At 52.8% G+C, this 26,254-nt stretch carries 28 protein-coding genes and 3 pseudogenes; 16 read left to right on the forward strand and 15 right to left on the reverse strand.

Going from position 1 to position 26,254, the window contains the following annotated elements; translation table 11 throughout:
• The first annotated feature begins 100 nt into the window (after window positions 1-100).
• Window positions 101-391 carry a hypothetical protein gene (locus B9Z48_RS21430; protein ID WP_146186307.1) on the forward strand — a complete coding sequence of 97 codons (291 nt, stop codon included), beginning with the start codon at window positions 101-103 and terminating at the stop codon, window positions 389-391.
• Window positions 388-744, forward strand: a complete 357-nt coding sequence (locus tag B9Z48_RS15135; protein WP_108379463.1) for a DUF6876 family protein — start codon at window positions 388-390, stop codon at window positions 742-744. The genes B9Z48_RS21430 and B9Z48_RS15135 overlap by 4 nt, the downstream gene beginning before the upstream one ends.
• A 5-nt stretch (window positions 745-749) precedes the next feature.
• Here the strand turns inward: B9Z48_RS15135 and B9Z48_RS21435 are convergent, their stop codons facing one another.
• Window positions 750-2,123, reverse strand: a complete 1,374-nt coding sequence (locus B9Z48_RS21435) for a hypothetical protein (protein WP_146186308.1) — start codon at window positions 2,121-2,123, stop codon at window positions 750-752.
• Between the two features lie 86 nt (window positions 2,124-2,209).
• Between B9Z48_RS21435 and B9Z48_RS15140 the strand changes: the two genes are divergently transcribed.
• Window positions 2,210-2,509 (forward strand): helix-turn-helix domain-containing protein, encoded by a 300-nt coding sequence (locus B9Z48_RS15140; RefSeq protein WP_233261144.1) that lies wholly within the window; start codon window positions 2,210-2,212, stop codon window positions 2,507-2,509.
• A 326-nt stretch (window positions 2,510-2,835) separates the two neighbouring features.
• Here B9Z48_RS15140 and B9Z48_RS15145 read toward each other — a convergent pair whose 3' ends face one another.
• Window positions 2,836-3,999, reverse strand: coding sequence for a hypothetical protein (locus tag B9Z48_RS15145; protein WP_146186309.1), 1,164 nt, complete (start codon window positions 3,997-3,999; stop codon window positions 2,836-2,838).
• 643 nt (window positions 4,000-4,642) lie between these two features.
• On the opposite strand from B9Z48_RS15145, the gene B9Z48_RS15150 reads away from it, so the two are divergent.
• Both B9Z48_RS15150 and B9Z48_RS15155 read left to right on the forward strand, forming a co-directional pair.
• Window positions 4,643-5,290: a nuclease-related domain-containing protein gene (locus tag B9Z48_RS15150; protein WP_158273287.1), complete on the forward strand. Its 648-nt coding sequence runs from the start codon at window positions 4,643-4,645 to the stop codon at window positions 5,288-5,290.
• A 114-nt stretch (window positions 5,291-5,404) separates the two neighbouring features.
• Complete coding sequence (locus B9Z48_RS15155; RefSeq protein ID WP_368665924.1) at window positions 5,405-5,626, forward strand: TIGR02450 family Trp-rich protein; 222 nt, start codon at window positions 5,405-5,407, stop codon at window positions 5,624-5,626.
• A gap of 112 nt (window positions 5,627-5,738) precedes the next feature.
• On the opposite strand, the gene B9Z48_RS21885 is transcribed toward B9Z48_RS15155, so the two are convergent.
• From B9Z48_RS21885 to B9Z48_RS15165, 5 genes and pseudogenes are all read right to left on the reverse strand, one after another.
• The gene (locus tag B9Z48_RS21885) at window positions 5,739-5,948 is read right to left on the reverse strand and encodes a DUF2135 domain-containing protein (protein ID WP_255350439.1); all 210 of its coding nucleotides are present in this window, start codon (window positions 5,946-5,948) and stop codon (window positions 5,739-5,741) included.
• A pseudogene (locus tag B9Z48_RS22120) lies at window positions 5,949-6,107 on the reverse strand (YfaP family protein); the annotation flags it as partial. It lies immediately after the preceding gene.
• Between the two features lie 2,142 nt (window positions 6,108-8,249).
• Window positions 8,250-8,744: pseudogene (locus B9Z48_RS21890) on the reverse strand (VIT domain-containing protein); the annotation flags it as partial.
• A 452-nt stretch (window positions 8,745-9,196) separates the two neighbouring features.
• A pseudogene (locus B9Z48_RS21895) lies at window positions 9,197-9,388 on the reverse strand (hypothetical protein); the annotation flags it as partial.
• Window positions 9,389-9,422: 34 nt separating this feature from the next.
• Window positions 9,423-9,701 (reverse strand): hypothetical protein, encoded by a 279-nt coding sequence (locus B9Z48_RS15165; RefSeq protein WP_108379475.1) that lies wholly within the window; start codon window positions 9,699-9,701, stop codon window positions 9,423-9,425.
• Between the two features lie 205 nt (window positions 9,702-9,906).
• Between B9Z48_RS15165 and B9Z48_RS15170 the strand changes: the two genes are divergently transcribed.
• Together B9Z48_RS15170 and B9Z48_RS15175 are read left to right on the forward strand one after the other, a co-directional pair.
• Window positions 9,907-10,623 (forward strand): response regulator transcription factor, encoded by a 717-nt coding sequence (locus tag B9Z48_RS15170; protein ID WP_089956513.1) that lies wholly within the window; start codon window positions 9,907-9,909, stop codon window positions 10,621-10,623.
• Window positions 10,624-10,628: 5 nt separating this feature from the next.
• Window positions 10,629-12,515 carry a hypothetical protein gene (locus tag B9Z48_RS15175; protein WP_146186310.1) on the forward strand — a complete coding sequence of 629 codons (1,887 nt, stop codon included), beginning with the start codon at window positions 10,629-10,631 and terminating at the stop codon, window positions 12,513-12,515.
• A gap of 392 nt (window positions 12,516-12,907) precedes the next feature.
• Here the strand turns inward: B9Z48_RS15175 and B9Z48_RS21570 are convergent, their stop codons facing one another.
• Window positions 12,908-13,072: a hypothetical protein gene (locus tag B9Z48_RS21570; RefSeq protein WP_158273288.1), complete on the reverse strand. Its 165-nt coding sequence runs from the start codon at window positions 13,070-13,072 to the stop codon at window positions 12,908-12,910.
• Between the two features lie 58 nt (window positions 13,073-13,130).
• Between B9Z48_RS21570 and B9Z48_RS15185 the strand changes: the two genes are divergently transcribed.
• The 3 genes from B9Z48_RS15185 (at window position 13,131) to B9Z48_RS15195 (ending at window position 14,808) form a co-directional block, all read left to right on the forward strand.
• Complete coding sequence (locus B9Z48_RS15185) at window positions 13,131-13,322, forward strand: TIGR02450 family Trp-rich protein (protein WP_255419494.1); 192 nt, start codon at window positions 13,131-13,133, stop codon at window positions 13,320-13,322.
• Between the two features lie 110 nt (window positions 13,323-13,432).
• The gene (locus tag B9Z48_RS15190) at window positions 13,433-13,900 is read left to right on the forward strand and encodes a glycine zipper 2TM domain-containing protein (protein WP_108379575.1); all 468 of its coding nucleotides are present in this window, start codon (window positions 13,433-13,435) and stop codon (window positions 13,898-13,900) included.
• Window positions 13,901-14,265: 365 nt separating this feature from the next.
• Window positions 14,266-14,808 (forward strand): hypothetical protein, encoded by a 543-nt coding sequence (locus B9Z48_RS15195; protein WP_089956507.1) that lies wholly within the window; start codon window positions 14,266-14,268, stop codon window positions 14,806-14,808.
• Between the two features lie 54 nt (window positions 14,809-14,862).
• On the opposite strand, the gene B9Z48_RS15200 is transcribed toward B9Z48_RS15195, so the two are convergent.
• Both B9Z48_RS15200 and B9Z48_RS15205 read right to left on the reverse strand, forming a co-directional pair.
• Window positions 14,863-15,243, reverse strand: coding sequence for a hypothetical protein (locus B9Z48_RS15200; RefSeq protein WP_108379483.1), 381 nt, complete (start codon window positions 15,241-15,243; stop codon window positions 14,863-14,865).
• 149 nt (window positions 15,244-15,392) lie between these two features.
• On the reverse strand, window positions 15,393-15,998 hold the full coding sequence (locus B9Z48_RS15205; protein ID WP_158273289.1) for a TetR/AcrR family transcriptional regulator: 606 nt from the start codon (window positions 15,996-15,998) through the stop codon (window positions 15,393-15,395).
• A 306-nt stretch (window positions 15,999-16,304) separates the two neighbouring features.
• Here B9Z48_RS15205 and B9Z48_RS15210 point away from each other — a divergent pair, with 306 nt between their 5' ends.
• A complete protein-coding gene (locus tag B9Z48_RS15210; protein WP_146186311.1) occupies window positions 16,305-18,626 on the forward strand; it encodes a hypothetical protein in 2,322 nt (773 codons plus the stop codon).
• Window positions 18,627-18,681: 55 nt separating this feature from the next.
• Window positions 18,682-18,903 (forward strand): TIGR02450 family Trp-rich protein, encoded by a 222-nt coding sequence (locus B9Z48_RS15215; RefSeq protein WP_089956499.1) that lies wholly within the window; start codon window positions 18,682-18,684, stop codon window positions 18,901-18,903.
• A 126-nt stretch (window positions 18,904-19,029) separates the two neighbouring features.
• On the opposite strand, the gene B9Z48_RS15220 is transcribed toward B9Z48_RS15215, so the two are convergent.
• Window positions 19,030-20,010, reverse strand: a complete 981-nt coding sequence (locus tag B9Z48_RS15220; protein WP_108379489.1) for a tripartite tricarboxylate transporter substrate-binding protein — start codon at window positions 20,008-20,010, stop codon at window positions 19,030-19,032.
• A gap of 583 nt (window positions 20,011-20,593) precedes the next feature.
• Window positions 20,594-21,205, reverse strand: coding sequence for a TetR/AcrR family transcriptional regulator (locus tag B9Z48_RS15225; RefSeq protein ID WP_108379491.1), 612 nt, complete (start codon window positions 21,203-21,205; stop codon window positions 20,594-20,596).
• 417 nt (window positions 21,206-21,622) lie between these two features.
• On the opposite strand from B9Z48_RS15225, the gene B9Z48_RS15230 reads away from it, so the two are divergent.
• Window positions 21,623-22,189, forward strand: a complete 567-nt coding sequence (locus B9Z48_RS15230) for a hypothetical protein (protein ID WP_108379493.1) — start codon at window positions 21,623-21,625, stop codon at window positions 22,187-22,189.
• A gap of 65 nt (window positions 22,190-22,254) precedes the next feature.
• A complete protein-coding gene (locus B9Z48_RS15235) occupies window positions 22,255-22,584 on the forward strand; it encodes a MarR family transcriptional regulator (RefSeq protein WP_108379495.1) in 330 nt (109 codons plus the stop codon).
• Between the two features lie 5 nt (window positions 22,585-22,589).
• On the opposite strand, the gene B9Z48_RS15240 is transcribed toward B9Z48_RS15235, so the two are convergent.
• Entirely contained in the window at window positions 22,590-22,952 is a 363-nt protein-coding gene (locus B9Z48_RS15240) for a hypothetical protein (RefSeq protein WP_089956491.1), read from the reverse strand.
• A 167-nt stretch (window positions 22,953-23,119) separates the two neighbouring features.
• On the opposite strand from B9Z48_RS15240, the gene B9Z48_RS15245 reads away from it, so the two are divergent.
• Complete coding sequence (locus B9Z48_RS15245; protein ID WP_108379497.1) at window positions 23,120-23,758, forward strand: helix-turn-helix domain-containing protein; 639 nt, start codon at window positions 23,120-23,122, stop codon at window positions 23,756-23,758.
• A 14-nt stretch (window positions 23,759-23,772) separates the two neighbouring features.
• Here B9Z48_RS15245 and B9Z48_RS21900 read toward each other — a convergent pair whose 3' ends face one another.
• Together B9Z48_RS21900 and B9Z48_RS15255 are read right to left on the reverse strand one after the other, a co-directional pair.
• Window positions 23,773-23,964, reverse strand: a complete 192-nt coding sequence (locus B9Z48_RS21900) for a hypothetical protein (RefSeq protein ID WP_146186312.1) — start codon at window positions 23,962-23,964, stop codon at window positions 23,773-23,775.
• Window positions 23,965-24,267: 303 nt separating this feature from the next.
• Window positions 24,268-25,179, reverse strand: coding sequence for an SDR family NAD(P)-dependent oxidoreductase (locus B9Z48_RS15255; RefSeq protein ID WP_108379501.1), 912 nt, complete (start codon window positions 25,177-25,179; stop codon window positions 24,268-24,270).
• Window positions 25,180-25,346: 167 nt separating this feature from the next.
• Between B9Z48_RS15255 and B9Z48_RS15260 the strand changes: the two genes are divergently transcribed.
• Complete coding sequence (locus tag B9Z48_RS15260) at window positions 25,347-26,225, forward strand: NUDIX hydrolase (protein WP_089956485.1); 879 nt, start codon at window positions 25,347-25,349, stop codon at window positions 26,223-26,225.
• Window positions 26,226-26,254 lie beyond the last annotated feature (29 nt).

Genomic DNA, 26,254 nt, shown 5'->3' on the forward strand with positions numbered 1-26,254 from the left:
GGCTGGTTTTCGGTATCCCGCCACTGTGACGGGCTATCGGTTGCCCATACCGCCACTCTGAAAACACACTGTGTCCAAACGCAACAGAAAGGACACCGCAATGGACACAAGCAGACAGACCGACCGATTAGCCATCGAAGCTAAATCAATACGGACCTCGGCATATGAACGCCTGCAAGCTGCAATCAATCACTTGCAACGCTCAATGTATGAAATGGAGTGCTATCAAGAAAAGCTGGAAGAAGCAGCAAGTGACCGTGAGCGCTCACAAGTCTTGAATTGGGCAATCAACCACTTGATCTGCAACATCCAGCCGAACTTGCGCATTGATCTGCTGGCCACAAGCCAAGCTGAGTTGGCCGTTATGGCTGCACAGGGAGCAACAGAATGAAGGATTTTGACCCTGCAGCACTGGCTCAATTTACGGGCACTGAACGCTACTACCGCATTGCACCCAAGTTCTTGATAACGGATGGCGTGAAATACCTGGCTGACACTGCTGGCTGCTACTGGCTGTTGGATGCTGCTGTGAGTCACCTTGTTCAGCTGGGCACGGCAGATTGGTTTGTGCTGGTCAGGCTTGTGGTCAACGGTTCAGCAGCTGTGCTGACACTTGAGGATGGGAATGGCCGAGTGCACCGCAAGCAGACCATTCCATACACAGACTTCCCCGCACCCCAACAGGTCTTATATGCCTGCTGGGATGGTCAGCATTGGGTGTTGATGCTGACTGGGGAGTATTGATCTTTTTAATTTATGGACTCTAACTTCATAAAGCCCCCTGCGAGTAACCCGGGTGCTCCACCATCCGAAATTGAAAAATACAGTTGATTCTCAGTAAGTGATTTACCAAGAAGCATTAGAGGGGTTTTTGCAGCTCTTGCAACTGAATCATATCCAGTTGGCGTCAATCTTATAAGTCCAGAAAAACCAACTACATCAGCCACCGCTCCATTCGAAACAGTCGGATTTAATATATCCCTCACATTTAGAGTAAATCCTTGCTGCTTTAATGAACATATAGTTCCAGTTATTGAATAATTTCCACTGCTATCAATTGAAATCACAATTGAGTTTGTGTTCAGCCCGCATGATTGCTTTGCTGTAATCACTTTACCTCTTAGTGATGAGGCGGTGAATGTATTGCTCAACGCATATCTATATTGCATTAAATCCTTTTTTTCACACAAACCTAAACCTGAAGTGTTTTGAGAAACTTTTTGAACATAATTGTTTCCACCATTAGTATATGAAACAAAATCAGCTCTAGTTGGACATGACACAGATTGCTGTGTGTTTTGAAATGTGTCGGTAATTTGAAATCCATCAATAATTGCCTGCGATCCAGTTATAGACATGGGCGTGCTATTTTTAAAACTCACAAAACCATCATCTCCTGATAAACTATCAAAGTTTAATGGATCTTTTTGAACAAAAAAACCAGATAGTATTTCTCCAGCATTTGGACCTGTTAATGTTTTTACATAGTTAAAATAAGCTTTGTTATAAGTAGCAGACAAAGGATTGTCAGGTGGAGAAGTCACCATTGATGCACTGATATCCACATGTGAGTTGGCCTCAACTACAGATACAGAACTATTTTTCTTATATTGAATTGTATTATTATTTGCTATAGCTACTCTGGCCGAATCCAAAATAGATAATTCATACTTATTAAAATCAAGAAATTCAGCTAATGCTTGTTTAGTAGCATCTGGAACCAGCCTTATCGCTGAAACATCCATATAAGCTGCAGAATTTTCCGCACCATCCAATGACAAAAGAATCTGAACAATTGATCCATAATTTGGCAATGTTGGCACAAATACTTGGCTACCAGTAACTGGTTTAAAAGTCGCTAAACTTAATCCACTTGAACCACCAAGATAAAGGCTAACACTATCGCCTTCTTTGTAGCTTATCGTGCCAGCTGTATCAGTAGTTCCTGTTAAACCACTTGGAGTTGATATGTAAGTTAATCCTTTGACTGGGGCATCAATAAATGCTGTCGAGAGTGTATTTCCTCCGCCATTACTTCCAGTTGTTGTGCCACCACCACCGCCGCAAGCAACCAGCAAAGTTGTGCTGAGCGCCAAAGCACTAAATTTAAGCAAATTCTTCATAAGTGTCTTTTCCGTGTTTTTGATATCTTTTTGATAATAATCTCAAAAATACAATTTTTCAAGGGCTCAATTGTTGCTTTTAAGCCGTGGCCTGTCAAGCCGTGGCTCTTAAAGCATCTTTTGGCAACACTCGTCAGCTTTTACGGCTGGCTATGAAAAACAAGACGATTGATCAAGTCAGGGCTGATTTAGCCCGTAACCTCAAGAGCATCCGCTTGAGTAAAGGCTTGGCACAAGAGCGTCTGGCACTGGAAGCTGATGTTGATCGCACCGTAGTCAGCAAAATAGAACGGGCTGTGACGAACCCCTCACTTGATGTGCTGCTGCGTCTTGCCAACATGCTGGATGTGCAGTTGATCGATCTACTGGCTTCCAACGCCGACTGAAAAATTGCCTGTAGCTTGTAGGGCTTACTTTCCTTAAGAAAGGATCAGCGGAGCTCAAAGCGTCAATAAAATTTACGCTTGAGGTCACGCTGTTCAGGGCACAGGACTGTGGCACTCAAATCAGCCCTACAGCGCGAGATCGCACCACTCAGCTGGCACAGGGTGCTGGCGGACCTGAAGGCAGCTTGTAGGGCTTGCTGCAAACTCTCATTTTGAGATTTGCTACCCCTCCCGTCCTTTCTTAAAGCAAGGACCTCAAGCGTCAAGAAAATCGACACATGACTTGACGTTTTAAACGTCAATCACAAGCTGCACTCCCCAATCCTTCAAGAGCGCTTGCCCTGCAGCAAGTCAATGTTCATCTCTGCCGTCAAGTTGCTGGCGTAGAACCGTTCAATCATCTCCACTGAAGTGCGTGCATTGCGTGCCAGTGTCAGCAGATCAATCTTCCCACCATACAAGAGCCTGAATGTCATGGCCGTGTGCCGCAGGCTGTAGATGGTTCGCGTTTGTCCGTTGGCCGCATTGGCCTCAATGCCAGCCAGACTCTGCAGATACATGAACTGCCAGCCGTAAGCCACCAACAACCATTTCCTGTCCTGCAAGTCGGGCAAGAACACATAGTCATCGGGCCTGCCATAGCCATCTGCCTTTTGTTTGGCCAGCAGCCGCTCATAAACAAACACAGCGGGTTGCAGGGTCACGATGGGTTTATCGTGCTTCTTGGTTTCGGGCAGGTTCAGTCTCAAGTAGATGTGCTTGCCCCTAACGATGGTGACATGCTTGTGTTTGAGGAACTTGATGTCACCGGGACGCATGAAGCCATTGACCATGAAACGGATGAGCCAATGTAAGTCCGCGTTGATCACGCCATGCCGTTCAAGAATCTCACTGCTGCTGCGATATTTTTTGGAGAACGCTTGGGGCACGGGTTGGCCAATGCGCTGCCGAGCCAAACGCACAAGGTCACGGTATTCGGTCACTGTAAAACTGCCACGCGGTTTGTCTGCGACTTTGATGACCGGGAACTTGGGAAGGTTCTGGATGATGTTGTTGCCATGTGCGTGCGCAAACACCTTGCGAATGGCCACCATGTGTTGATGAACGGTTGTGGCAGTCAAGTCCCTGTTGCTCATCATCTCCATAAAGGCTGACAACTCCTTGTAGCCAATTTGGTCCATGCTCATGTCGCCAAAAAAAGGCAGGATGCTGTTGTGCATGCGTTGCAAAAAGATGGGGATGTTGGCTGCTGCAAACTCACCTCGCTTGACCCTTGCTTGCAAGCCTTGGACAACGGCTGGCAGGAGGTCGGCAAACTTGGGGCTCCGATCACTGCGTGCCTCGATCTTGTCGGCATACAGCTCAGCAGTCTTGATGTGGAAGAACTGCTTGGCCTGACTAATGGCCGCTTGCTTGTTGGTGGTCTTGAGGCTTTGTGTGTAGGTCTTGCCTTTGAGGTAACAACGCACTTGCCAATACCTGCTGGCCATGGTCAGGAAAATGCGCAACTTTGTGGGGTAGTTGGCAATGGGCGTGACTGAGGCAAGGATGGGCAGTGTGCGGTGCCGTGGCGGGAGATAGTTTGTGTCGTTTGCTGCCTGTTGTTTTTCCAAATCCTGCATAGCCACAAGCGTAGTTTCTGACCAGCGGTCAGGGCAACCAGAATTTGAAATTTGTAGCTAACCTGGCGGTGTAGCTTGGGGCACGCTCGCAATCAGGCTCTAAAACGGTCCAGCACACTGCCGTGAATCAGCCACTGCGCAGCGTCAAAAGTCTTTACGCTTGTGCCACCGCCCATGCCATTCGCCGACCACGAAAAGTAGCACACCGAAAGGTTAGCTACAAATGCGCAAAAACAATGGCAGTCGAATGGCACAGGGACTGGAACACCTGAACTGCGTGCAGTGGAACGCCCAGCACAGCACAATGGACAAGCCGAAACAGGCTTAAACTACTCTGAACGAAGTTACTAAGGACGGTGTCTGGCACCCTTCGGCACGTTAGAGACTCCGTAATTTTTAATACTTTGATACGCTTAAAACTGGAGCAGCTACTACGCCATGGCGGTGATCGAACTGGCCGATGCGGTGGCGCGGGAAGTGGGCAACACAAAATGAGAAAGTTGGTGAGCTTGTGTTGATTGCTTATCCATACCTTCTGATTGCATTCGCATTTTGCGTTCTGCTCGGCTTTGGACTTGGTCGTTACCGTGACGCCTCATTTCAAAATCGAGGTGAAGCCTTGATATCCAAGACAATCCAAGCCAACTTTGCCCCACCTAATTTTCACCTTCTCAATCACATCACACTTCAACTCCAAGATGGGACAACCCAAGTCGATCACATTCTTGTATCCAAATTTGGCGTTTTCGTCATAGAGACAAAAGACTATAAAGGTTGGATATTCGCCAATTCAAAACAAGCAACTTGGACACAGGTGGTGTTTGGTCGAAAGTTCAGATTTCAAAATCCAATTTTCCAAAACATGCGGCATGTGCAAGCGGTCGAAAAACTGCTCGACTTCTTGCCATCAAGCGCCATCAAATCATTGGTTGTGTTTGTGGGCAAAGCCGAATTCAAGACAGAAAAGCCTCCAGGTGTCTACGCTATTTCTGAACTCATCAATTACCAGCAAGGCCACACTGAAGAAGTCCTGTCTCTCAACCGCGTTCAGTTCTGTGTGGGTCGACTTGAAACCACTCGACTTGCCATTACACGTCAAACAGATCTGGCGCATTTACAGAGTTTGGAGCGCAGGCTTGGTCGCAAAAAATTAAATTGATTCATAAAAAAGTCGAATTTAATGAACAAGCATCATCGAATACTGCATATTCCGAAAGCAACTGCAAATTTTTCAAGCTAAGGCGGTGACAAATCAAACCCCAAAGCTCGAAGCATGACCCCCCCTGAACCCCAAAAAACTGCTGTTGACCAAATGGACAGCAGTCACCCCTTGGCTAGGCAAATGCACTTCTTGATCAGTCGGGTCATCAAACCCGCGCTGCCAACGTACCCAATTGAGTTGGTGGAACTCGAAGCGGTGTTTTCAAAGGCCACACAGACCATCCCTTGGCGTGAATTGCAAGACGACAGCGTTTGGCGGCAAGGCTGGGTTTGAGTGGGTTGGAATGATCGGCAGTTGCCGCTTTCCAACACGGGCGTCAAAAAAATTTACGCTTGAAGTCGCGTCCGCATTGCAGCAAGGGCTGATCTCGATGGCTCCTGAGCCTCTACAACATCCCGCGCACGTCGAAGGTGCCTATCGTGACCCGGCGCGCTCCGCCGGACAAGCGGATGACCGTGTCGACATCCTTTTGCTGCGGTGTTCCGAACCCTGTGCTCAGGCGCAGCATCAGTGCAGTGGTGGGCGAGACCACCTGCTGGCGGTGACCAAAGAACTCCGCGCGAACGGTATAGGTACCCGGCTTGGCCTTGCGCAGCGAAAACTCTTCGGGGCCGTAGCCACCTGTAAAGTCGCGTGACATGAGCCCACCTTGCCGGGTGAGTTGGCGGCCGTAGTAGGCTTCTTGGCCGTCCGGGTCAATAACGTATAAGTCGATGTCGGTGTTGTCCGAGTCCCAACTGAGCACCACGCGCAAGTCTAGCGGCAGGTTCCTAAGTAGTCGTGGGTCAATGGCGCCTGTGTCAACCTGGCTCTGGCCGACTGTCTGTGCAGCTGCCACAATGGCATTGAGCTCCGCCAGAGCCACCAACTCAATATCGGAGAAGCGGTTATTCCATGGCCGTGACACAACGTCCCACAACCGGTCTACGGCGGCCTGCGCGTGGCCCTGGCGAGCCAATGCGAGTCCGAGATCTCGCGAGGACTGGGGCTCGTCAGGACTGAGGGCCAACACCTGGCGCAACAAAGGAATCGCGAGCTCCAGTTGTTGCGCCTGCAACAGTCGATAGGCGATCAGCCGCAACACATGCCGGTTCTCCAGCGCCATCTCGGCCAGGTTCGACAAGATGCGCAAAGCCAAGTCTTGCTGGCCACGCTCGAAGAACAGCTCGGCTGCATCCAGGAAGAAGGCCGTGCTGTTGGTGTACCCGGGGCGTTCGTCCAGATACACCGCGTACATCTGTTCGGCTGTCGTCTCTCGCAGGCGGCGCGCATAAGGTGCGTCCGGGGTCCAGCGCTGCAGGGCAATCGACATGGCAGGGGTCTGCTGCGGTGGTGAACTCGTTGCACGCTCAGGGCGCGCGGTTGGTGCACCAAGCGCCGGCAGCGGTGCGGGCATGGCAACAGGTGCTGGCGGGAGGGGTCGCATCACCCCATTCGGCCTGGGGCGCAGCGATTCAGCTGAGCGTTCTCGTTCGAGCGGCCGCTGGCGGACACTCTCTGCAACTGAATCGTCGGGCTCCTTGGTCTGCGGCGGGTCATCCTTGGGGAACTCGCGCTCCCACCAGGCCTGTTTTGCGGCAAAGCGCTCCGCCACACGGTTGAGATGGGATTGGCGGTCTGCCTGTTCGCGTTGCTTGCGTCGAGACAGCAGCCGTTGGTAAGCGTCAAGCAAGGAGGAAGGCGGTTCGATGCCGTGTTGGACATAGTCTTCCACCCGATCGAGGACAATCAGCGAGGTGCCGCGGGTGACAAGGCCGAACCGCATGCCCAGCCTCCGCACGGCCTGGCTTTGCGTTTCGCCTTGTGCCTCCAAGTCAGCCAGTCGCAGCATGGCCCAGCGGTGGGCCGCTATCGGCAGGCCGGTACTGTGTGTGGCCACGGGGGTGGGTAGATCGATGCTGCGCTGGCTCACTGTACCGTTGGGGGCCTGCACACGCAGTACGAGTCGCGCGCCCGGTTCGCGCAACCGGCCAGCCACCACCAGCCGATCCTGTTGAGGCAGACGGCGCTCCACCACAACATCCTCAATGCCCACGCCATCGGCTGACAGCAGTCGCGTGTGCTGGCGACGCAACAGTGCCACCGCCTCCAGTACAGCGGTGCGCATCAGGTCCACCAAGACACCGCCCGTGTGCTCGGCTGCCCGCCGCAATGCGTTAGCGTCGGCGCCAGGACCCGTGATAAAGGTGTACAGCGGTATCTTGGCGGCCGGCAGCCCACCGTCACCCCAGGTGCCCTGGCCGTCGCTGAACAACAACGCAAGATCGGCGCCCGAGGGCACGGTCATGCGGTCCAGCCGCGTGGCGCCGTCCTGCGGTAAGGAGCGCAGGCGATCTCGCAGATCCTGCCAGCGACCCTTAACGACGTTAAAGCGCCGCAGAGGTTCGGGCGCATCGCGCACCACCAGCAGATCGACCACGACATTGCCCAAAGCAGCAAAGAACGCATCAAGCAGCGCCAGCTCACGACCCTGGTCGCGCTGGGCTGCTGAAGCAGATGCATCCCAAAGCAAGGCGACGCGCCCTGGGACAGACCGCTGGCGTGTTTGCAGGGCAAGCGGGACCTCGGCATAGAAGTATGTGTTGTCTTGCAGTGACTGCGTGATCACCTCGGGCGCTTCGGTGCCCAGCGGCACCGCAACGCGCAGGCCTGCAGTGCCGGTGTAATTGCTGCGCACCAGGCGCACCAGCCAGGTGCCCCGCTCATTTACCAAGGGCAGTACCTGGCCGGCGAATAGGGCCTGAGGAACGGTACCGGATGCACTCCGAGGCATGCGTACCGTCACCTCGAGTTCCTGCACGCTCATGCCGAGCTGCAATGGGAGCTGCAGCAGTGCGCTCTGTTGGACCCCGGTGTGCTGTCTCACAAGGGTTTCGGTGATCTCCAGCACGACCCGCCGCAGTCCGCGGGCAGGCAGCGGATAGATCCGCAGACGGTAACTGTTGGTTCCGGTGGATTCTAGGAGCGCCGGATCGATGCGTGTGCGGGTCACGTCTTCGAACACCTGTCGTCCCTTGGCCTTCTCCACCGGAACAGCAGGTCGCAGTTCGCCATCGACTTCAAGCGCAAAGCCAGTGACCACCTGGCCATCCTGCAAAGGGAACTGCAATGCACCTTCCAGGTCCTGCCTGTTCGGATTGAAGACCTGCAACTCGATACGCGTGCGGGCCGCCAGCCCGACGACCTCAGTGTGGATCTGCACCTGAGCCAGCTCCAGCGGGATTTGCGCGTAGGGAGCAAGCAGCAATGGCAGGACCTGTCTTCCCCTCTGAGGTGAGCCAGATTCCGCAAATACGGCAAGAGGACCGACCGTCAAAAGGGCCGCGCCAGCTTGCAACAGGTGGCGGCGCTGGCGCTGTTGCGCCGACAAAAAGAGGTGAAAGTGGGACATGCGCAAATTGATCGAGTAGTAAGTGCTATTGAGATGTGTTCGAAAAAACTTAACCACTCCAGGGGTCAGCTGACGCCCAAGCAGCTTAGTGGGACACGGCGCATTTCCCCATGAGATGCGATGGTCATGGTGAACTTCGATCACCCACTAATAGCCGGGTCTCCAGCACCCGGTGTCCCTGTCCCTGTCCCTGTCCCTGTCCCTGTCCCTGTCCCTGTCCCTGTCCCTGTCCATGTCCATGTCCGTGGACAGCAGCACATGCAAGCCGCTCTTGAAGTTTTCTTCTTCGCGCCCACAACTCTTCACGTTTCAACAGTTCCATCGAGCTCGCCTCATATAAGGAACGTCTACACAAGGACTGCGACGGCGAGAGCTGATGCGCGATGATGCAAATGGCGGCAACCGCAGCGCGATTTTGGCCATTGGAAAGCCCTTTTGCGGCCATGTGCAGACTACTTGGGCCACTGCCAGCGCACGCCTTCCCGCGCCTCACTCAAAAGTGATTGGCTGAGCATCCACAGAAAAGAGAGCGCTAAGAGCGCATGCAGCTGCATCGTGATGTTGGCCAAGCCGCGGTAGCGTATCTTCAATTGCCCGAACTCGCGCATCCTGAAACAGAACAAGTGCTCTACCTTGGCTCGGACACATCTTTTAGCTTTTTTGATCAGTCAGCCGTATTTACTGCTTAGATACAGTGCTTCGATGGTCGTTGTTCTGTGCACGATTGGGAGTTGCCTTTTCGCCAACTCGAGCAGCGTCTTTAGCCTGCTCTCTCTGCTGCGAGTTATGGTTGATACGGTAACTAGGGCTATTTTTCATCAAATAATCGTGATTATTCTTGTTGGCTTGCGCAGAACCGCAGGCCGGCTGGTTAGCACCCCCACATGAGGTCTGGGCCTGAGCTCCAAAGCTAATTACTCCCAATGCAAACGTGCCGATAACTATGACGTGCTTCATAGGTTTTCCTCATTTTAAAAAATTAAAAATCCAGTCCTTTTTGCCCAATATCCTTTGGTAAAGACCGGAGCCACAACCCCTCAGCTGCGTAATAAGTATGGCGAGCCGCGTCGCTGGCCGCCTCCCATGTCTATGTGAGTCAGCATCGCGCAGACTCTAGAAATCTGTGAAAATTGTTAAGAACTTCGCAAAATGAATTTGGTCTATGCCGTTGTCTGAAACGCAAGCCCCGATCACCGTTGTGCTCGTCGAAGACGATCGGCGGACACTGACGCATCTGCTGGCAGCGATCGATGCCGAGCCGCGCCTGCGCATTGCGGCTGCGTTCGAGCGCGGCAACCCGGCGCGCGCCTGGATCGAGACGAACGTCTTCGACGTGCTGCTCACCGACATCGGCTTGCCCGACGGGTCAGGCATCGACGTCATCCGCGCTTGCGTCGTGGCGCAACCGCACGCTGACATCATGGTCGTGAGCATGTTTGGCGACGAACAAATCGTGCTCAATTCGATCGAGGCCGGCGCGACCGGCTACATCCTGAAGGACGCCGACGGCTTTGACATCGCCCGCTCGATCCTTGATCTGCGCGCGGGCGGCGCGCCGATGAGTCCGCTCATCGCCCGGCGGCTCATCTCGCGAGTTAGAGACGGGGCGGCCGCGCCGCAGCGTGAGCCTGGTTCACTGGGGTCACTGTGTTCACGATCCATGCGGATGCCCGAACTCACCCGACGTGAGTCCGAGACGTTGAACCTGATCTCGCGCGGTTACACCTATAAGGAGATTGCGGCGCTGATGGGCGTGTCGGTCTCGACGGTACAGACATACATCAAGAGCATTTACAGCAAGTTGAGCGTGAACTCGCGTGGCGAAGCCGTCTTCGAGTCCCGAGCTCTCGGGCTGTTGGACCGGGCGCGGCGCGATTGAATTGCTTGCGCGTCAGCCCGAGCGCGATAGCGCACTTCGCTCGATGCCTGAGCCTGCTGATCGGGTTGGGGTTGGGGCTGGCCACCGGCTCCGTACAGGCCCTCACGACGCTTGATCGGGCGGCTGCGGTTCTTAGTGTCGACGGCGCACCGCCAAGGCATACCGAGATTGATTTGCCCTTTCACTGGGATGCCGTTCACGGCGGGTCGACCGGCAGCGCCCGTTTCACTTTCGAGGTCCGGGCTACAACGATCGGCGTCGACCATGCGCTGCTGCTTCCGCGGGTGGGGAACAGCTTTCGCATCCGTTTCAACGGCCAGTTGATCGCGCAGCGCGGCAGCGCCAGCAATGCCTATGACGACTACTCCAAGCGCCCACACCTTGCGCAAATCCCGGCTGCGTTGGTCGCGCCAGGCAATCGCCTCGAAATCGAGATCGAGGCACAAAGCGTACGCAAGGCCGGACTGAGCCGTTTGCTGTTCGGCACAGCGACTGAAGTCATGCCCATCTACGCTTCCCAGCACGACTGGCGCGTGACGGGTTCACTGGTCGTGGTGGTGATCAGCTTGATCCTGGGTTCAATCGCTTTGCTGCTGTGGATCCGTCAGCGCGACGTTCTTTATCTGATTTATGCGAGCGCCGAATTGCTCTGGGGGCTGGCGATGGGCGATATGCTGATCGAGAGACCGTTTCTGCCATGGCCGTGGTGGGGCGTCATCACCTACTCGGCGCAGGCGGCGGCAGGCATGCTGATCTGCAAGTTTGCACTGATTGTGGTTCAGCGCAACCGAGGGGCCCTTCGCTCCGCAATCAATCTGGTGCTGCTCCTGTGCGCCCCGATGCTGGCGCTGGCGTTGATTGGCGGCTGGCCAGTTTTTGAGTTGCTCGTGCTGCTGCCGTCACAACTGATCGGGCTCGGCGTGGCCGTCTTAGTGGTTCGGGTTGGCCTTGCCAGCGCCGAACTCGAGGAGCGCGTGCTGGCATTCGGCATGCTGGCCCTTGGGGTGGTGCTTGTGCGTGACATATTCGTCCTCGTCATCCGACCCTACATGAACCTGTTCGGCCCGTGGGCGAACCACTATGGCGAAATTGCCTGGACACGCTACGCTTGGGTGATTTTCGGTATCACGCTGGCCTGGCTGATTGCCGAGCGAATGCGCCGCTTGACCCGCAAGGCCCAAGCCATGAACCGCACACTCGCCCAAAGTCTTGCTGAGCAACGGGCACAATTGGAGTTGGTTTTCGAGCGTGGTGTAGATGCGAAGCGCCATCAGGCCCGGATCGAGGAGCGGCAACGCCTGACGCGCGACCTTCATGATGGCGTAGGCAACCAGTTGCTCGGTGCCTTGGCGCTGGCCGGGGACCAAGGCCTCTCGCGCGACACGCTGACCAAGCATTTGCGTGATGTGCTGGATCACCTCAAACTCACAGTCGACGCGATGCATGACACCGAGGGCGACATAGCCTCGCTGCTTGGCGCGCTGCGCTATCGCCTCGACCCGCGTCTGAGGGCGGCCGGCATCGACCTGACTTGGGCGGTCAAGCATTTGGAGGCCATTGAGGGTTGGACAATTGACGGTTCACGCGACCTGCAGATGATCCTGTTCGAGGCATTCTCCAATCTCATGGCCCACGCCGGCGCGACGCAGGCTTCGCTAAGGGCCTGGCACGCAACCGATACACACAGCGTGTGCATCGTGCTTGCCGACAACGGATCGGGATTCAAGCACGATCTTGACGTTACATCGGGCGGGCACGGCTTGGCCAACATGCGTGCCCGCGCAGCAAGGCTCGGCGCGGCACTCGTTATCAAGAGCACGCCCGCCGGCACCGTCATCAAGCTGAATGTGCCGATCAGCAGGCCGCCCACCATCCCGACGACGCAACTTTGACTTCCCGGGCCGCCGCGATGTCCTTTCACCGGTTTCCGTGATTCGCGCAGGGTGCGCGTCCAGCGAATCCGTCTTGACCAGCCGCACTCGGCTCATTTGGACAGCAGCCGTGCACCGTTGCAGGACACGCTTTCTTGAGAGAAGCTTCGTGCTTGCACTGTCGTGCTTCACTACACTGCGACAGCAACACGTCCAACAAGCCCCACGACAGCGGATCTACCTGACGGGGCTGGCTTGGATTGCTGATCGACCGGATCAGCGCACGCAGTGCTTGCGTTCACAGTGCACGCAGCACCTGCCAGCACATACCTTTCTTAAAGAAAGCAGCGTCATGAAACTTGACGCTTGCGTTATCGGGTTTCACGACAAGACCAGACAGCGTGCATACGACTTCAAGTCCGCTTGCCCTGCAGCAATTCAATGTTCATCTCGGCCATCAAGTTGCCGTCGTAGAAACGCTCAATCATCTCCACACTTGTCCGGGGGTTTCGGACCCATGTCAGCAGGTCAATCTTGCCGCCGTACAAGTGAGTTGGCTGGGGCGGTGGCTCGGGCATTGCAAAGCAATCCTTTTCAGCGTCGTCGCCTGAACCTCTCGACCCCAAAAAACTGCTGCTGAGCAAATGTACCGCCGCAAAACCTGTGGCCAAGCAAAAGCACTTTCTGGTCAACCGGGTGATTCAGCCCGAATTGCCCACCGCCCCTGTTGAGTTGGTGCCAATAGAGGCGGTGTTTTCCAAGGCGGTGCAGGTCATTGCCTGGCGTGAACCACAAGACGACAGCGTGTGGCGGAAGGAGTCGGTTTGATGGGCGCTGGTTTCAAGTGAAGGTGCCGCTTAAACGGACATCTGCCCCTGACCCCACAACGACACACTGCCCAGTTGTATCATCCGGCTTTAATGTCCAAAATCACAAAAATGAAAAAATCAATAGTCGCGTTGGCACTCCTGAGCATCGGCACACTGACTTGGGCGCAAGAAGTGGGGCGTGTGATTTCCTCCGTGCAGGTCATCCAGCAAGTCTCTGTCCCACGCCAAGTTTGCACCCAAGAACAAGTGGCTGTGCAGCAGAACAAAAGTGGTGCTGGTGCGGCCATGGGTGCCATTGCTGGCGGCGTGCTGGGCAATCAAATCGGCGGTGGAAGTGGCAAGGCCGCAGCGACAGCACTGGGCATTTTTGGTGGTGCCATTTTGGGCAACAACATAGAAGGCGCACCCACTCCGCAGACACAAACGGTGCAAAACTGCACCTATCAAAACGTCTTTGAAAATCGTGTGACGGGCTACAACGTCACCTACGAATTCAACGGCAAGCAATACAACGTGCAGCTGCCGCGTGACCCTGGCCCGACGATCAAGCTCAACGTCACGCCTGCCCCTTATTGATTCAAAGTTCAAAATTTTGTGAATTCACATCAAGCCCAAGGTGTGCAGCCCTGGCCTTGAGTCAATCACTCATTTTGAGAGTTGATCACAGCCGCAGCGAAGCTGTGATTCCCAGGTGGAGCAGGCGATCAGTTTGACGCAGGGGCGAAAAACGGCTCACCATGCGCCCCCCACATGCTTGCAGAAAGAATGCTGTAACCCGCTTAAACTATCTTGAACGAGGCGACAAAAGACGTGGTGTTGGTCACTCTGTGACGATTGAGAAACACCGTTTTTTTGAACCCTTTGATACGCATGATGCGCGAGCTGCCACTCAGCCATGGGGACGGTCAAAGATGAGCCCAGTGCCAGAAAGATTTGACCGAATGAATGCCCTGCTCATCATCGTTTTTTCTCTCATTTACCCCATCACGCACATTGCCAACGGATGGATTTTTGAGTTTGCCGAGGTGTCTCCCCACATCAGCCTCATTTATTTGCCGGCTTTTGTGAGATTGGCCAATGTGTTGGTCTTGGGGCCACTCAAGGGCACGTTGGCCACCTTCATGGGCGGCTTGCTTTTGGCACAGACATACGATGCGGCTTTTTTGGTCAGCTCACTCAATATTTGCTGCTCAGCCAGTGGGCCTTTGATTTCTCTGTGTATTTTTAAAATGTACTCACGAAGAAATGTTCACTTAACGTCCATCAAAGACTTGGGCGTATTAACTCTGATGTATGCCTTGAGCAATGCGGTCTTGCATCACTTGGTTTGGTCGGTGGTTGACCCTTCCAAATTGAGCGAACCCATCCAAGTGGTGTGGATGGTTTTGGGTGATATTTTTGGGGCCTTGCTGGGTGCCTACCTCATGAAATGGTGCATCTTGAAATATCGGCAAGTCCAAGTCTCCAGGAACTTGCAAGACTGAGCCTTGAGTTCAAAAACACCTGTCCTTTACACGCTGATGCCATCCCCCTTCAATTCAAGATGACTTGTGACTGAGCAAGGGGCCCGCTTGTGCAGTCGACATATTGCTGTCGAGCCATTCAACGTAGGCCAAACCTTTTTCTGAGGGCTCTAAATATTTGGTCCGTTTATCACCGCCTTGGTAGCGGGTGAGGATCAAATCTTTGGCAATCAAGCGCTTGAGCCGTTTGTGCAAAGTGGCGGGTGAGCCCAGCAGCTCCTGCCCAATGGCCATTCGAACCGTCAAGGGATGGCCTTTGGACCAGTGCACCAAAACCGAATCAAAAAGCGCCTTTTCATTGGCAGCCAATTCATTCAATCCAGGCAAAGCCTCGATGGTGTTGATCAGTTGTAAAAACCTGAGATAGGCACTGGTCAATGGTGAGGGGTGATTCATAGTGTTGACATTGTAGGCACAGCTATTCAAGGCACCTGTCACAAAAGACGAGGGCTTATGCGTTTATTCTTTGTTTTTGCGCATGCAAGATAGACACGGTATCGGCAGATGCATGAGAAAAAAATCAACAACAGGCAGTGCCTCTTCGTTTAAAAAACCTGCTGTATGAGCCGATGAATCAGGGCACTCCAATTTTCTTGGGTCATCTGCTCTTGCACAATGTCATCGACGATCATGCCCAGCGTATAGGCCTGAATCAACACCGCTGCGCTGCGGGCATCAACCCCTGTGAACATCCAGCCACGCTCCTGAGCCATACCAATGAGGTCGGCAATCGTATCGGTCAGTCTTTGTTGTTCTACAGCCAATGCCTTCGCCAACCTAGGGTTGTCTTCACTGAAAACAATCAGGCGTGCACGCTGAAACCGAATGGCCCGCAGAGATTTTTGCTGAGTCGCGTCGGTAACTTTGGTCAATTCAAGCAGCATCTCTTCACGATTTTTTGCTTTTTTAATTATATTTTCAAATTTTATTAAGCTTTTATCAACTGTTTTTGCAAAAGACTCCACCAACGCCACCTCCAACAGTGCTGAGATGTCCTCGAAATGGTGATAGAGAGAGCCACGCGAAATACCACTTTTTTCCAACACCATTTGCGCTGTGATGTTCTGTGGCAAATGCGTGAGCAGCAAATCCAAAGTGGCAGCCAATAATTTGTCGCGCGTTTGATGTGATCCGCTCTTGGGTGTGGCCATCGGGGGCCTGAGGGAGCTGATTTTTTTGACCAAAGCCATATATTGAAAACTAAAGTATATTTAATTGACTTAATTATCAATTTGATTGTTTATCAGAAAAGCCTTTAAGCAAGATGCGCAATCCTCACCATCAATTTGATTGACCGCCTCACTCGTTATCTTACCAATAAAAATATTTAATTGTAATGAATTAAATTAAAATAAATATAGTTTTTAATTTTTTAAAATATCTAAATTTAATTAAATTTAAGTATTCAATATCTTCATTTTCATTGACTTTGCCTGATCTGTACATCGTGTATATACTTGAAATCTAGTCACGATGACTATTTTAAAAAGAGGCCAAAAATGTCAACTAAACCCATTCGCAAAACCACTTCAGGCAACGATGTTTACACTTCCAGTGATTCTTGGATCGATGGACTGGCTGGCAATGACGGGCTGACGGGGGCTGCGACTTCTCAAACCCTGATCGGCGGCTCAGGCTTGGACAGGATTCGTGGCATGGGCGGCGATGACACTCTTTGGGGTAACACCACAAACCGTGCAGCTTCTGCCAGCAGCAAAAGCAACGATGTGTTTGTTTTTGAAGCGACACGCCAGGCCAACGGCTTTGACACGCTGATGGATTACAGATGGTCGGACAGCAAAAAATCAGAACGGGATGTGCTCGACCTCAGTCTGGCACTGAAAAACTTCAGCTCAAAAAACGATATTCAACAATACGCTTGGTTGGTCTCCAGCGACCAAGGTGCCGTGTTGTGGATTGATCAGGACGGCGCTGGTTCCGGTACAGCGCAATCATGGGCAAGACTTGAAGGTGTGGTGGCAGGAGATAAGGTCCGAATCCAGCTCAATGGCAACAACACCGAAGGTGACTACACCCTCAAAGTGTTGCAAGGCGGCCCCATCGCTCCACCAAGCGACACAACGGCCCCCTCTTTTTCACCGGCAACCCCATTGAGCTACCAGGAGAACCAGATAGCCGATGCCGTGGTCGCCACCGTGGCAGCGGCAACAGACAATGTGGGCGTGACCCAATACATGTTCCTGCTGAGCAACAACGCTCGATCGGCCACTTCTGAAGACGGTTTTTTCAGCATCAACGCCAACGGCCAAATCAGCATGACGGCATTGGGCGTGGCCGCTGATGTGAACAATTTTGAAGCGGGTGTCTCCAACACTCACAGCTACAACATCGTCGCTGGCGACCAAGCGGGCAATTGGTCCAGTGCCTTGGCGGTCACTCTGAATGAAACCAACGACACCAGCGATGACATCATTCCCGACACCACTGCACCCACCTTCTCATCTGCTACTGAATCGCTCAATTACCAGGAAAACCAGATAGCCGATGCGGTGGTCGCCACCGTCACTCCAGCTACAGACAGCGTGGGCGTGACCGAATACATGTTCCTGCTGGGCGACAACTCTCGTTCAGCCACTTCAGAAGACGGTTTCTTCAGCATCAATACCAATGGCCAAATCAGCATGACGGCATTGGGCGTAGCCTCTGACGTGAACAATTTTGAAGCGGGCACTTCCAACGGGCACAACTACAACATCGTCGCAGGCGACCAAGCGGGTAACTGGTCCAGTGCTGTGACGGTCACTCTCAATGAAACCAACGACGCCAGCGATGACTCCGGCGCACTAAAAATCGGGGTGGCTCAATCGGGGGATGACATCTGGAATGCTGCGGTAACGGCCATCTTTTATGATACTGACTACATCATCATGGACAAATTTCCGGTAGGAACTAGCTACCGTTTTTTTGTCAACGATGTTGAACTGGGTGCACCTACCGAATTGCAATTGGGGCAGACCAGTACCGCCGCCGTATGGGATGACGACACACAGTTTCGCGTCGGCGATGTGGTCAAAGTCATGGCCACTTTTGACGGAATCGAATACTCAAGCCAAGTGCTGGCTAAGGGCGACAACGTCGGACCGCAATTGCCCGACACCACAGTCCCGAGCTTCACATTAGCTACTGAATCGTTGAGCTACCAGGAAAACCAGAGCGCCAATGCGGTGGTTGCCACCATAACTCCAGCAGCAGACAACGTGGGCGTGACCCAATACATGTTCCTGCTGAGCAACAACGCTCGCTCGGCCACTTCTGAAGACGGGTTTTTCAGCATCAACGCCAGTGGCCAGATCAAGATCACGGCTACAGGCGTTGGAGCTGAGGTCAATAACTTTGAAGCGGGTGCCTCCAACGCCCACAGCTACAACATCGTGGCCGGCGATCAGGCAAACAACTGGTCAAGTGCTGTGGCGGTCACACTCAATGAAACCAACGACACTGGGGACGACACGCTAAGTGTTTACGTTGCACAATCGGGCGATAACGCCAATAGCTACATTGACACTGACTACATCACCTTTGCACCAATATCAGAGAACGCCACCTTCAAGTTTTATGTCAACAGTATTGAACTGACGACTTCCCCAACACAGCTCAATCACGGTCCTTACACCACATTTGCACTCTGGGACGATGACACGCAATTCGGTGCAGGGGACACCGTCAAAGTTGTGGCCTCGCTCTACGGCATGGATTACATTGGACAGATCGTCGCGACGGGGGACGCCATCGGTTCGCACCCCGTCATTCCCGCCTGATGGCCCATCGGTCACATGTACAGCAGGCCAAAACAGTAACTGTGAGCCTTCAGTCATGAACCCCCTGAACCCCAAAAAACTCCTACTGACCAAATGGACCGCCGTGAAACCCGTGTCCAAACAAAAACATTTTTTGGTCAGCCGGGTGATTCAGCCAGAGCTACCGACGGACCCGATTGAGTTGGTGGAAATCGAAGCGGTGTTTTCAAAGGCCGTTCAGGTTCTGGCTTGGCGGGATTTGCAAGACGACAGTGTGTGGCGGCAGGGCTGGGTCTGAACACCCAAGCAAAAGGATTCGATTCGGCGACCCTGTGATGTTTGCAGCGCCGCCCATGACGGGTCCTGGGTTTGAAACAGGGCCAAGGCACAAAGGGCAGTCAAGGCTGCCCTTTGTGCCGGGTCATCAAGAGTCAGCTTTGAAACCCAAGGCCGACACCAAACGCCGCGCCATGTCCGAGTCTTCGGCAAGCCGCCGCGTGTGCTCCGCCGTGGTGCTGGCCTCCAGGTTGGCGGCCAGGGGCGTGACAAAGTCTCGAATGTCTTGCTGGTTCATGGCTTGGCGCAGTGCCGCATTGAGGTTTTGCTTGGCCGCCTCGCTCACCCCAGCAGGGGCAAAAAAGCCAAACCACTCACGCACCAACAACTCGCCAAAGCCTTGCTCACGGTAGGTGGGCACTTCGGGGGTGAACACGGCCCGATCGGGACCCGAGGTGGCCAAAATCCGGATCTTGCCACCTTTGTGGTGCTGCACCCAGTCGCCCAATGGCGACGACATGCCCGCGAGCTGCCCGCCCATGACCTGGGGAATGGCGGGGCCAGAGCCTGCAAAAGGCACGTTGGTGATTTGAAAGCCGCCCAACATGGCCAAGCGACCCGCCAGCAAATGGGGCATGGAGCCTGCTGCGGGGTTGCCGATGCTGGCTTTGCCAGGATTGGCCTTGGCCCATTCGACAAAATCCTTGATGTTCTTTACCGATTCGGGCACCGCAGGTCCCACCACAAAAGCATGGTCGGTGGAATGGCCAATGCCGATGGGCGTCACATCCGATTGGGCATAGCTCAGACGGGTGTACGAGTGCGGGTAAATCGTCAGCATGGAAGCGGGCGAATACAGAATGTGGGCCCCATCGGCCGCCGCAGACTTGAGGGTGGTCACGCCAATCTGCCCACCCGCGCCGGGCTTGTTGTCCACGATGACGTTGTTGGCGTAAGTGCCACGCATTTTTTCTGCAATTCGGCGGGCAAATGCATCGGTGGTGCCACCGGGTGGAAAACCCACAATGATGCGCAGATTTTCCAGGCGTGTTTGCGCAAAATTAGGCAAATGGGTCAGGCCCAGCATGCTGGCAGCGGCACCTTGCAACAATTGGCGGCGGGTGGTCATGGTGTGGTGTTCCTCAAATCTCGTGGATGAATAAAGCCATGCGATTGAAACACTTCGAAGGGGGTATTTACAGAGGGTATTCACTGATCCACCCCATGGGGAATACCAGCATTTTGGGAGCCCCGCCCAATAGTGATGACCAACATTTTGTGGGAACCCCGCCTAGTGGGGAAGCCCTGCAGTTTGTAGAAGCCCCGCCCTCGGGGCGATTGCTCGTGGTCTGCGAGGGTGATCGCGACGAGGGCGTCGCTCCTACAAGGGGGAGGCCCTGCATTTTGTAGGAGCCCCGCCCTGGGGGCGATTGCTCGTGGTCTGCGAGGGTGATCGCGACGAGGGCGTCGCTCCTACAAGAGGGAAGCCCTGCATTTTGTAGGAGCCCCGCCCTCGGGGCGATTGCTCGTGGTCTGCGAGGGTGATCGCGACGAGGGCGTCGCTCCTACAAGGGGGAGGCCCTGCATTTTGTAGGAGCCCCGCCCCGTGGGGAATACCTGCATTTTGTAGGAGCCCCGCCCTCGGGGCGATTGTTCGTGGTCTGCGAGGGTCATCGCGACGAGGGCGTCGCTCCTACAAAAAAGGCTTGCAACTAAATTTCCAGGGTGTGGGCAACCAAGCGGCCAATCAGGCGGTGGCGTACCTCAGGATCTCGGGGAAAACCGGGCATGGCCTTCAAGACAAAGTTGTAATCCAGGGTGAACAACAGTTGCGCTGCGGCAAACGCTCCCGTGTCCGATGCCCCCGTTTGGGGCAAAAACAGGGCTTGGATTTTCCGCATCAACGCCACACAAGCCATGAAGATTTCCTTGGTCCGAGGGTCAATGGTCAGCTGTTCCTGAAAAATTTCATGCATCGCCCGATTGGCCGGAAAGTCCAGCAATTGCAAAGCTTCGGCTTGTTTGGACATGCTGTAACACACGTCTGCAGCTTGTGTGTGTTGCGGCAAATTGAGCGTGATCTCGGCCATGCCTGCAAAAACTTTGTCGCAATAACGCTCATACAGAATCAGCAAAGCCTGTTTTTTGCTCCCAAAACGCTTGAGAAAGGCGCCACGCGTGAGCTGTGCTTTGTCCGCAATCTCTTCAATCGTGACTTGTCCCAAAGACTTCTCTTGCAACAGTTCGTGCAAAGCATCCAAAAAACGCTGCTCGGTCACGATGGATCTGGACTGCAAAGGTTTTTTGTAAGTGTCAATCGTCATCAAAATAGGGCTCAAAAATACCGAACACGCAAGTTTTCAAAAAACAAGGAACAGATCGTTCCATGATCGTCAGATTATAAAAAAATCCATCAAATTCAAACGCAAAACTCATGGACCATCAACACGGCTTGACAGCGTCAAAAAATGCATTCTTTTGGTGATGCGATCAAAAAGCACAGAAGCCCAATGCCTGTTGATTCGACCAACAACTTGGCTGGACTGATCAATTTTAAAAATTCTACAATGAATTGTAATTTTATATTTAAAATAATGGAGTTGAAATTTACATTTGACAATGACCGCTTGATTATCAAATCTGGAATGGCTTGACTTTTCACTCAGACTTTGAATGACTCAGCGGTATTCACCGTTTATTTTGAGATCTACAATCCATCCTCAGGCCCTACCCTTGACACAATGTTGCCATCCATTTCCATCAATTCTCAAGGTCTTTTTCTTTCTTTCGTTGCAGGGTCTTTTTTTTATCTCTCTTACAGAATCAATGAGCAAATAGGTTCTTGGGCGGTGTACACACAGGGCATCAGTCTGATTTTTTTACCGGCTGGCATCAAACACCTTTCCATTTTATTGGCCGGCGGTTGGGGTGCTTTGGGTTGCTTTGCAGCGCTGTTTTTGCTGGCCAATGAATTTTGGCACGGGATTCACCCATTCATAATCTTGCTTTATTGTTTTTTCAGCACAAGTGCCACTTGGCTGGGTGTCTGGATGAGTCTTAAAATTTTGGGCATCAGCAATGATTTGGCCAATTTGAAATTCATTCATTTGCCTCAAATGGATTTCATCACAGCGACCGTTCATGCAGTCGTTATCAATGTATTTTTTATTGTCACGTCCATGAAATCAACCCATGCATTTTCAAATTATTTTGCAATGCTGCTAGGCGACTATATAGGCAGCTTTATTGTTTTGACACTGTTTTGGGTGATGCTGCTTGTTTTTAGCAAATCACCTATTAAAAATTAAAATCAAATAAAAAATCAAGGAATCGGATGCAACCACTCATCAATTCTTATTTATGATTTGCCAAATTGGCCAATGTTTTTTTTCGTGATTCGCATTTGATTTTGAACCCCAATCAGCGTGCATTGTTAGACGCGATTGCCTTGGCTTGGCATCAGGGTCAACCCATGTCGGTGCGTGAAGCCATTTCACTCAAGAAACTCGGTTCAGCGGCAACGCTTCACAAACGGCTTACTATTTTAAGGTCTGAAGGCTACCTTGAAGAATTCAACACACAAGGCGATAAAAGGACCAAACTGCTGGGTCTGACACCTAAAACTTTGCTGTATTTCGAAACCTTGGGTGCTCTTTTGGTGTTGCAGCAATCAAGTGCTTTCAATCTCCCATCTGGCATTTGATATTTTCAGGGCTTTGGCCCATACGCTTCCAACAGGATCGCGACATAATTGCTTAAAGATTCAAGCATTTTGGGTTGAGCCACCACATGACGCAAACGCCGATCATGCTCCGTACCTTCCAATTTGCACCAATCTTCAGTGAGCAGCCGTTTCAAATGCTTTCGAATACCCGCTTCACTGAAGTCAATGCTGTGAAACAATTGTTTCAGTGTCAGTGGTTTTCCTTTGAGGGTGTTGTAGGCAATCACCATGAACAGGTCTAAGGCCAGCGAACTTTGTTCGATGGGCAGGTTTTCTTTTTCCCAATTGCGTACTTTTATTATATTTTCAGCCAGTGGAACGATGACTTCTGGATTGTTTTGATTCATTGTATTTCTAGATTTAAGAAATATAGTAAATCCTAGCTTATGGAATAGCAACCCAATAAACATTCACTTTGTATGGAAAGATATTGTTGATTTTTTCCTGATGCCAACATATTATAAAAAATAGAAATTGTTTAAAGTACTCAATCGAACTGAAAGATAATTATAAAATGTTAATAGGAAAAAATCCTGACACGAAGAGCAAGGGGACCAAAAGACTCGAAGCTTACGCGATTGGTACCGCCAAAGCTGCACAAATGCTGGGTTTATCCATCACCTTGGTCAAAAACCTGGTGGATCAACAAGAGTTATTGGCTTGGAAAACCCCGGGCGGGCATCGCCGAATTGACATGGAATCCATTCGAAAGTACCAAAATAAACTCAAAAAACCGATTTATTCCGCTTCAGAAACCAGATCCCTGCCCTCGATCAGTTTCATGGTGGATGATGCATTGGTGCTGAAATCACTGAAAAATAGCACCACTCAATGGCAGGAGTTGATTGATTTTAATATTGGACAAACAATTTCTGAAGCTTATTTGTCTTTTTCACACAAGATTCCTGACATATTGATCATGAAAACCCATATGACAGTGGATCAACAAATCGCCACTGTTGTTGAATTGCAAAATTTCATCGAAGGATTACCCAAATCCTTGTCAGTCATTTTCATGACCGATACTCAGGATTTGCATTTGAAAGTTCAGCATAAATTGAATCCAGCGATTCAAATTTCCAGCGACACCTTGAATCCTGCTTGGTTAAAGGCTTTTTTGATGGGTGTCATGACCAACCCGGAATGGCACTGACAAAAAACCGAAATTCAGAACAACAAAGTGTTGTTGTATTTTGACAACCAGGTCCAAATCAACCAGGGCAGCAGCAGCAAACTGCCCACAGTGAACAAAGCCAGCATGGCCTGTTTGGGGTTGCTGCCATAAGGCATTTTGTTGATTTGACGGCAATGTGGACATTTGACCCAGCCTTCTTTGCGCAGAGTCCAAGGTTGAAACACATTGGCTGTACCACAGTTTTTGCAAATATAGTGATGTGGTTGGTATCGCAGGGGTTGTCGCGTCAATAAAGCGACAGAACTCTGAGCAATTCCTTTGCCCATTCGGTAAGGAATTTTCAATACATAAACGAACATGTCGATCAAAATCACAAAAATCCTTAATTTCAAGGATTTTATTTTACATATTTTGGATAATTAACGTTTCTAGAAATGATTTAAAAAGTCCATGCACTTTTCAGTCCCACTTTCAGTCCCAAGTGGCAGCGCAGCCACTTGGGACACCTCAACCCGAGCCGAGCCCCCTTAAGTGGCATGGGCCTGAAGCGCCTTATTCACCTCCAGCGTGCCTTGCTCTGAGCCTGCGCGGGGCACCGTTTCGCCTTGTCGATCGGTCAGGGCGTGCATGGCGGCAGCCAATCGTTCGGCCGTGTCGGGACCCGTGCCCAAATGCACACCTTGGGTCAAGGTGATGTGGGCCACCTCAAAACTGCCAGCACCAGCGCAGATGATGGTGCGGTTGGGGGCATCGTCACTGGCCATGACCAACATGGCGGGCACCACCGCACTGGGGTCGAGCGCCTTGAGCACCGCCTCGGGCATCAGGCCTTCGGTCATGCGGGTGGCGGCCGTCGGGGCCAGGCAGTTGACCCGGATGTTGTGCTTTTCACCCTCTATGGACAGCGTTTGCATCAAGCCCGCCAAAGCCATTTTGGCGGCCCCGTAGTTGGCTTGTCCAAAGTTGCCGTACAAACCGCTGGAAGAAGTGGTCATGACCACGCGCCCGTGGTTTTGTGCCTGCATCAGGGGCCAGACGGCCTTGGTGCAGTGCACGGCCCCCATGACGTGCACGTCCATGACCAGCTTGAAGTCGTCCAGCGACATCTTGGCAAAACTTTTGTCCCGCAAAATGCCAGCGTTGTTGACCAAAATGTCCACCCGGCCCCAGGCATCAACGGCCTGCTGCACCATGGCTTGGACGGCCTCGAAATCGGTGACCGATGCGCCGTTGGCCAACGCTTCACCACCGGCCGCGCGTATTTCATCGACCACGGCCTGTGCGGCCGAGACGCTGGTGCCTTCACCATGCACATTGCCACCCAGGTCGTTGACCAGCACCTTGGCGCCGCGTGCGGCCAATGCCAAAGCGTGTTGTTTGCCCAAGCCACCGCCTGCGCCCGTGACAATGGCGACGCGTCCTGTGAAATTCATGCCCATGGCCTGTCCTTGTGTGTGGGGTTGAGAAAAAAGAAACAACTTCGGTGAACAGGCGACAGGCCTGTCCGGATTCATCTGCTAACCTGAGTCTTCAGCTTGGCAGACATCTTGTGCTGCTGACTTTAAACCAGCGCTGTGACGCTGGCTGTTACACGATTGACATCTCCATGGAACTGAACACCGAATTTTTGACCGCCCCCCCACTGGACGCTGCCACCGTGGTCATGCTGCGTGACGGCCAGGACGGCCTGCAAGTGCTGTTGATGCGCAGGCACCAGGCATCGAACGTGCTGGGCGGTGTGTATGTTTTTCCAGGCGGCAAACTCGATGCACAAGACCAGAGCCCCACCTGGTTGCAGCGCTTGAGTCAGGACCACGAGACTTTGCATGCCCGCCTTCATGAGCCCGATTTGGCCGCAGAGCGTGCGGCCGGTTTGTTTGTGGCCGCCATGCGCGAGGCCTATGAAGAGTGCCGTGTGCTGCTCGGCTGTGGCCAAGTCGCCCAAGCCGGCACTCAGGCATTGCAACAGGCTTTGGCCAGTGGGCAAAGCTGGCACGAGGCTTTTGCCAGTCAAGCGGTGCCGCTCAACACCGAACACCTGTTGCCTTGGTGCCGCTGGATCACGCCCCAGCAAGCCTCGGTCACCAACAAACGGTTTGACACCCGGTTTTTTGTGACCCGCGTGCCGGACGACCAAGTGGCCGAACACGACAACCACGAGACCACCGAAACCCTGTGGATCAGGCCCGGCGATGCGCTGCTGCGCTATTGGAACCGTGAAATCGAATTGGCCCCACCCCAGATCATGAGTTTGGTGCACCTGCACCGACATCCCCATGTCCAAAGTGTTCTGGACGAGGCGCGGCAAAGAAAACCGCCTGTGGTGCAACCCGAACCTTTTGACAATGAGGGGATCCGCACCATTTGCTACCCGGGTGATCCCCGGCATTCGGTCCAGACGCCCGCCTTTCCCGGCCCCAGCCGCTTGCTATTTAAAAACAAACGTTTCGAACCTGAGCGCGGACTGAGCGCTTTGCTTGACTAGAATAGAGGCTGGTGCGTTGCATTTAGTAA

The sequence above is a fragment of the Limnohabitans sp. WS1 genome (assembly GCF_003063265.1).
Lineage (GTDB): Bacteria > Pseudomonadota > Gammaproteobacteria > Burkholderiales > Burkholderiaceae_C > Limnohabitans_A.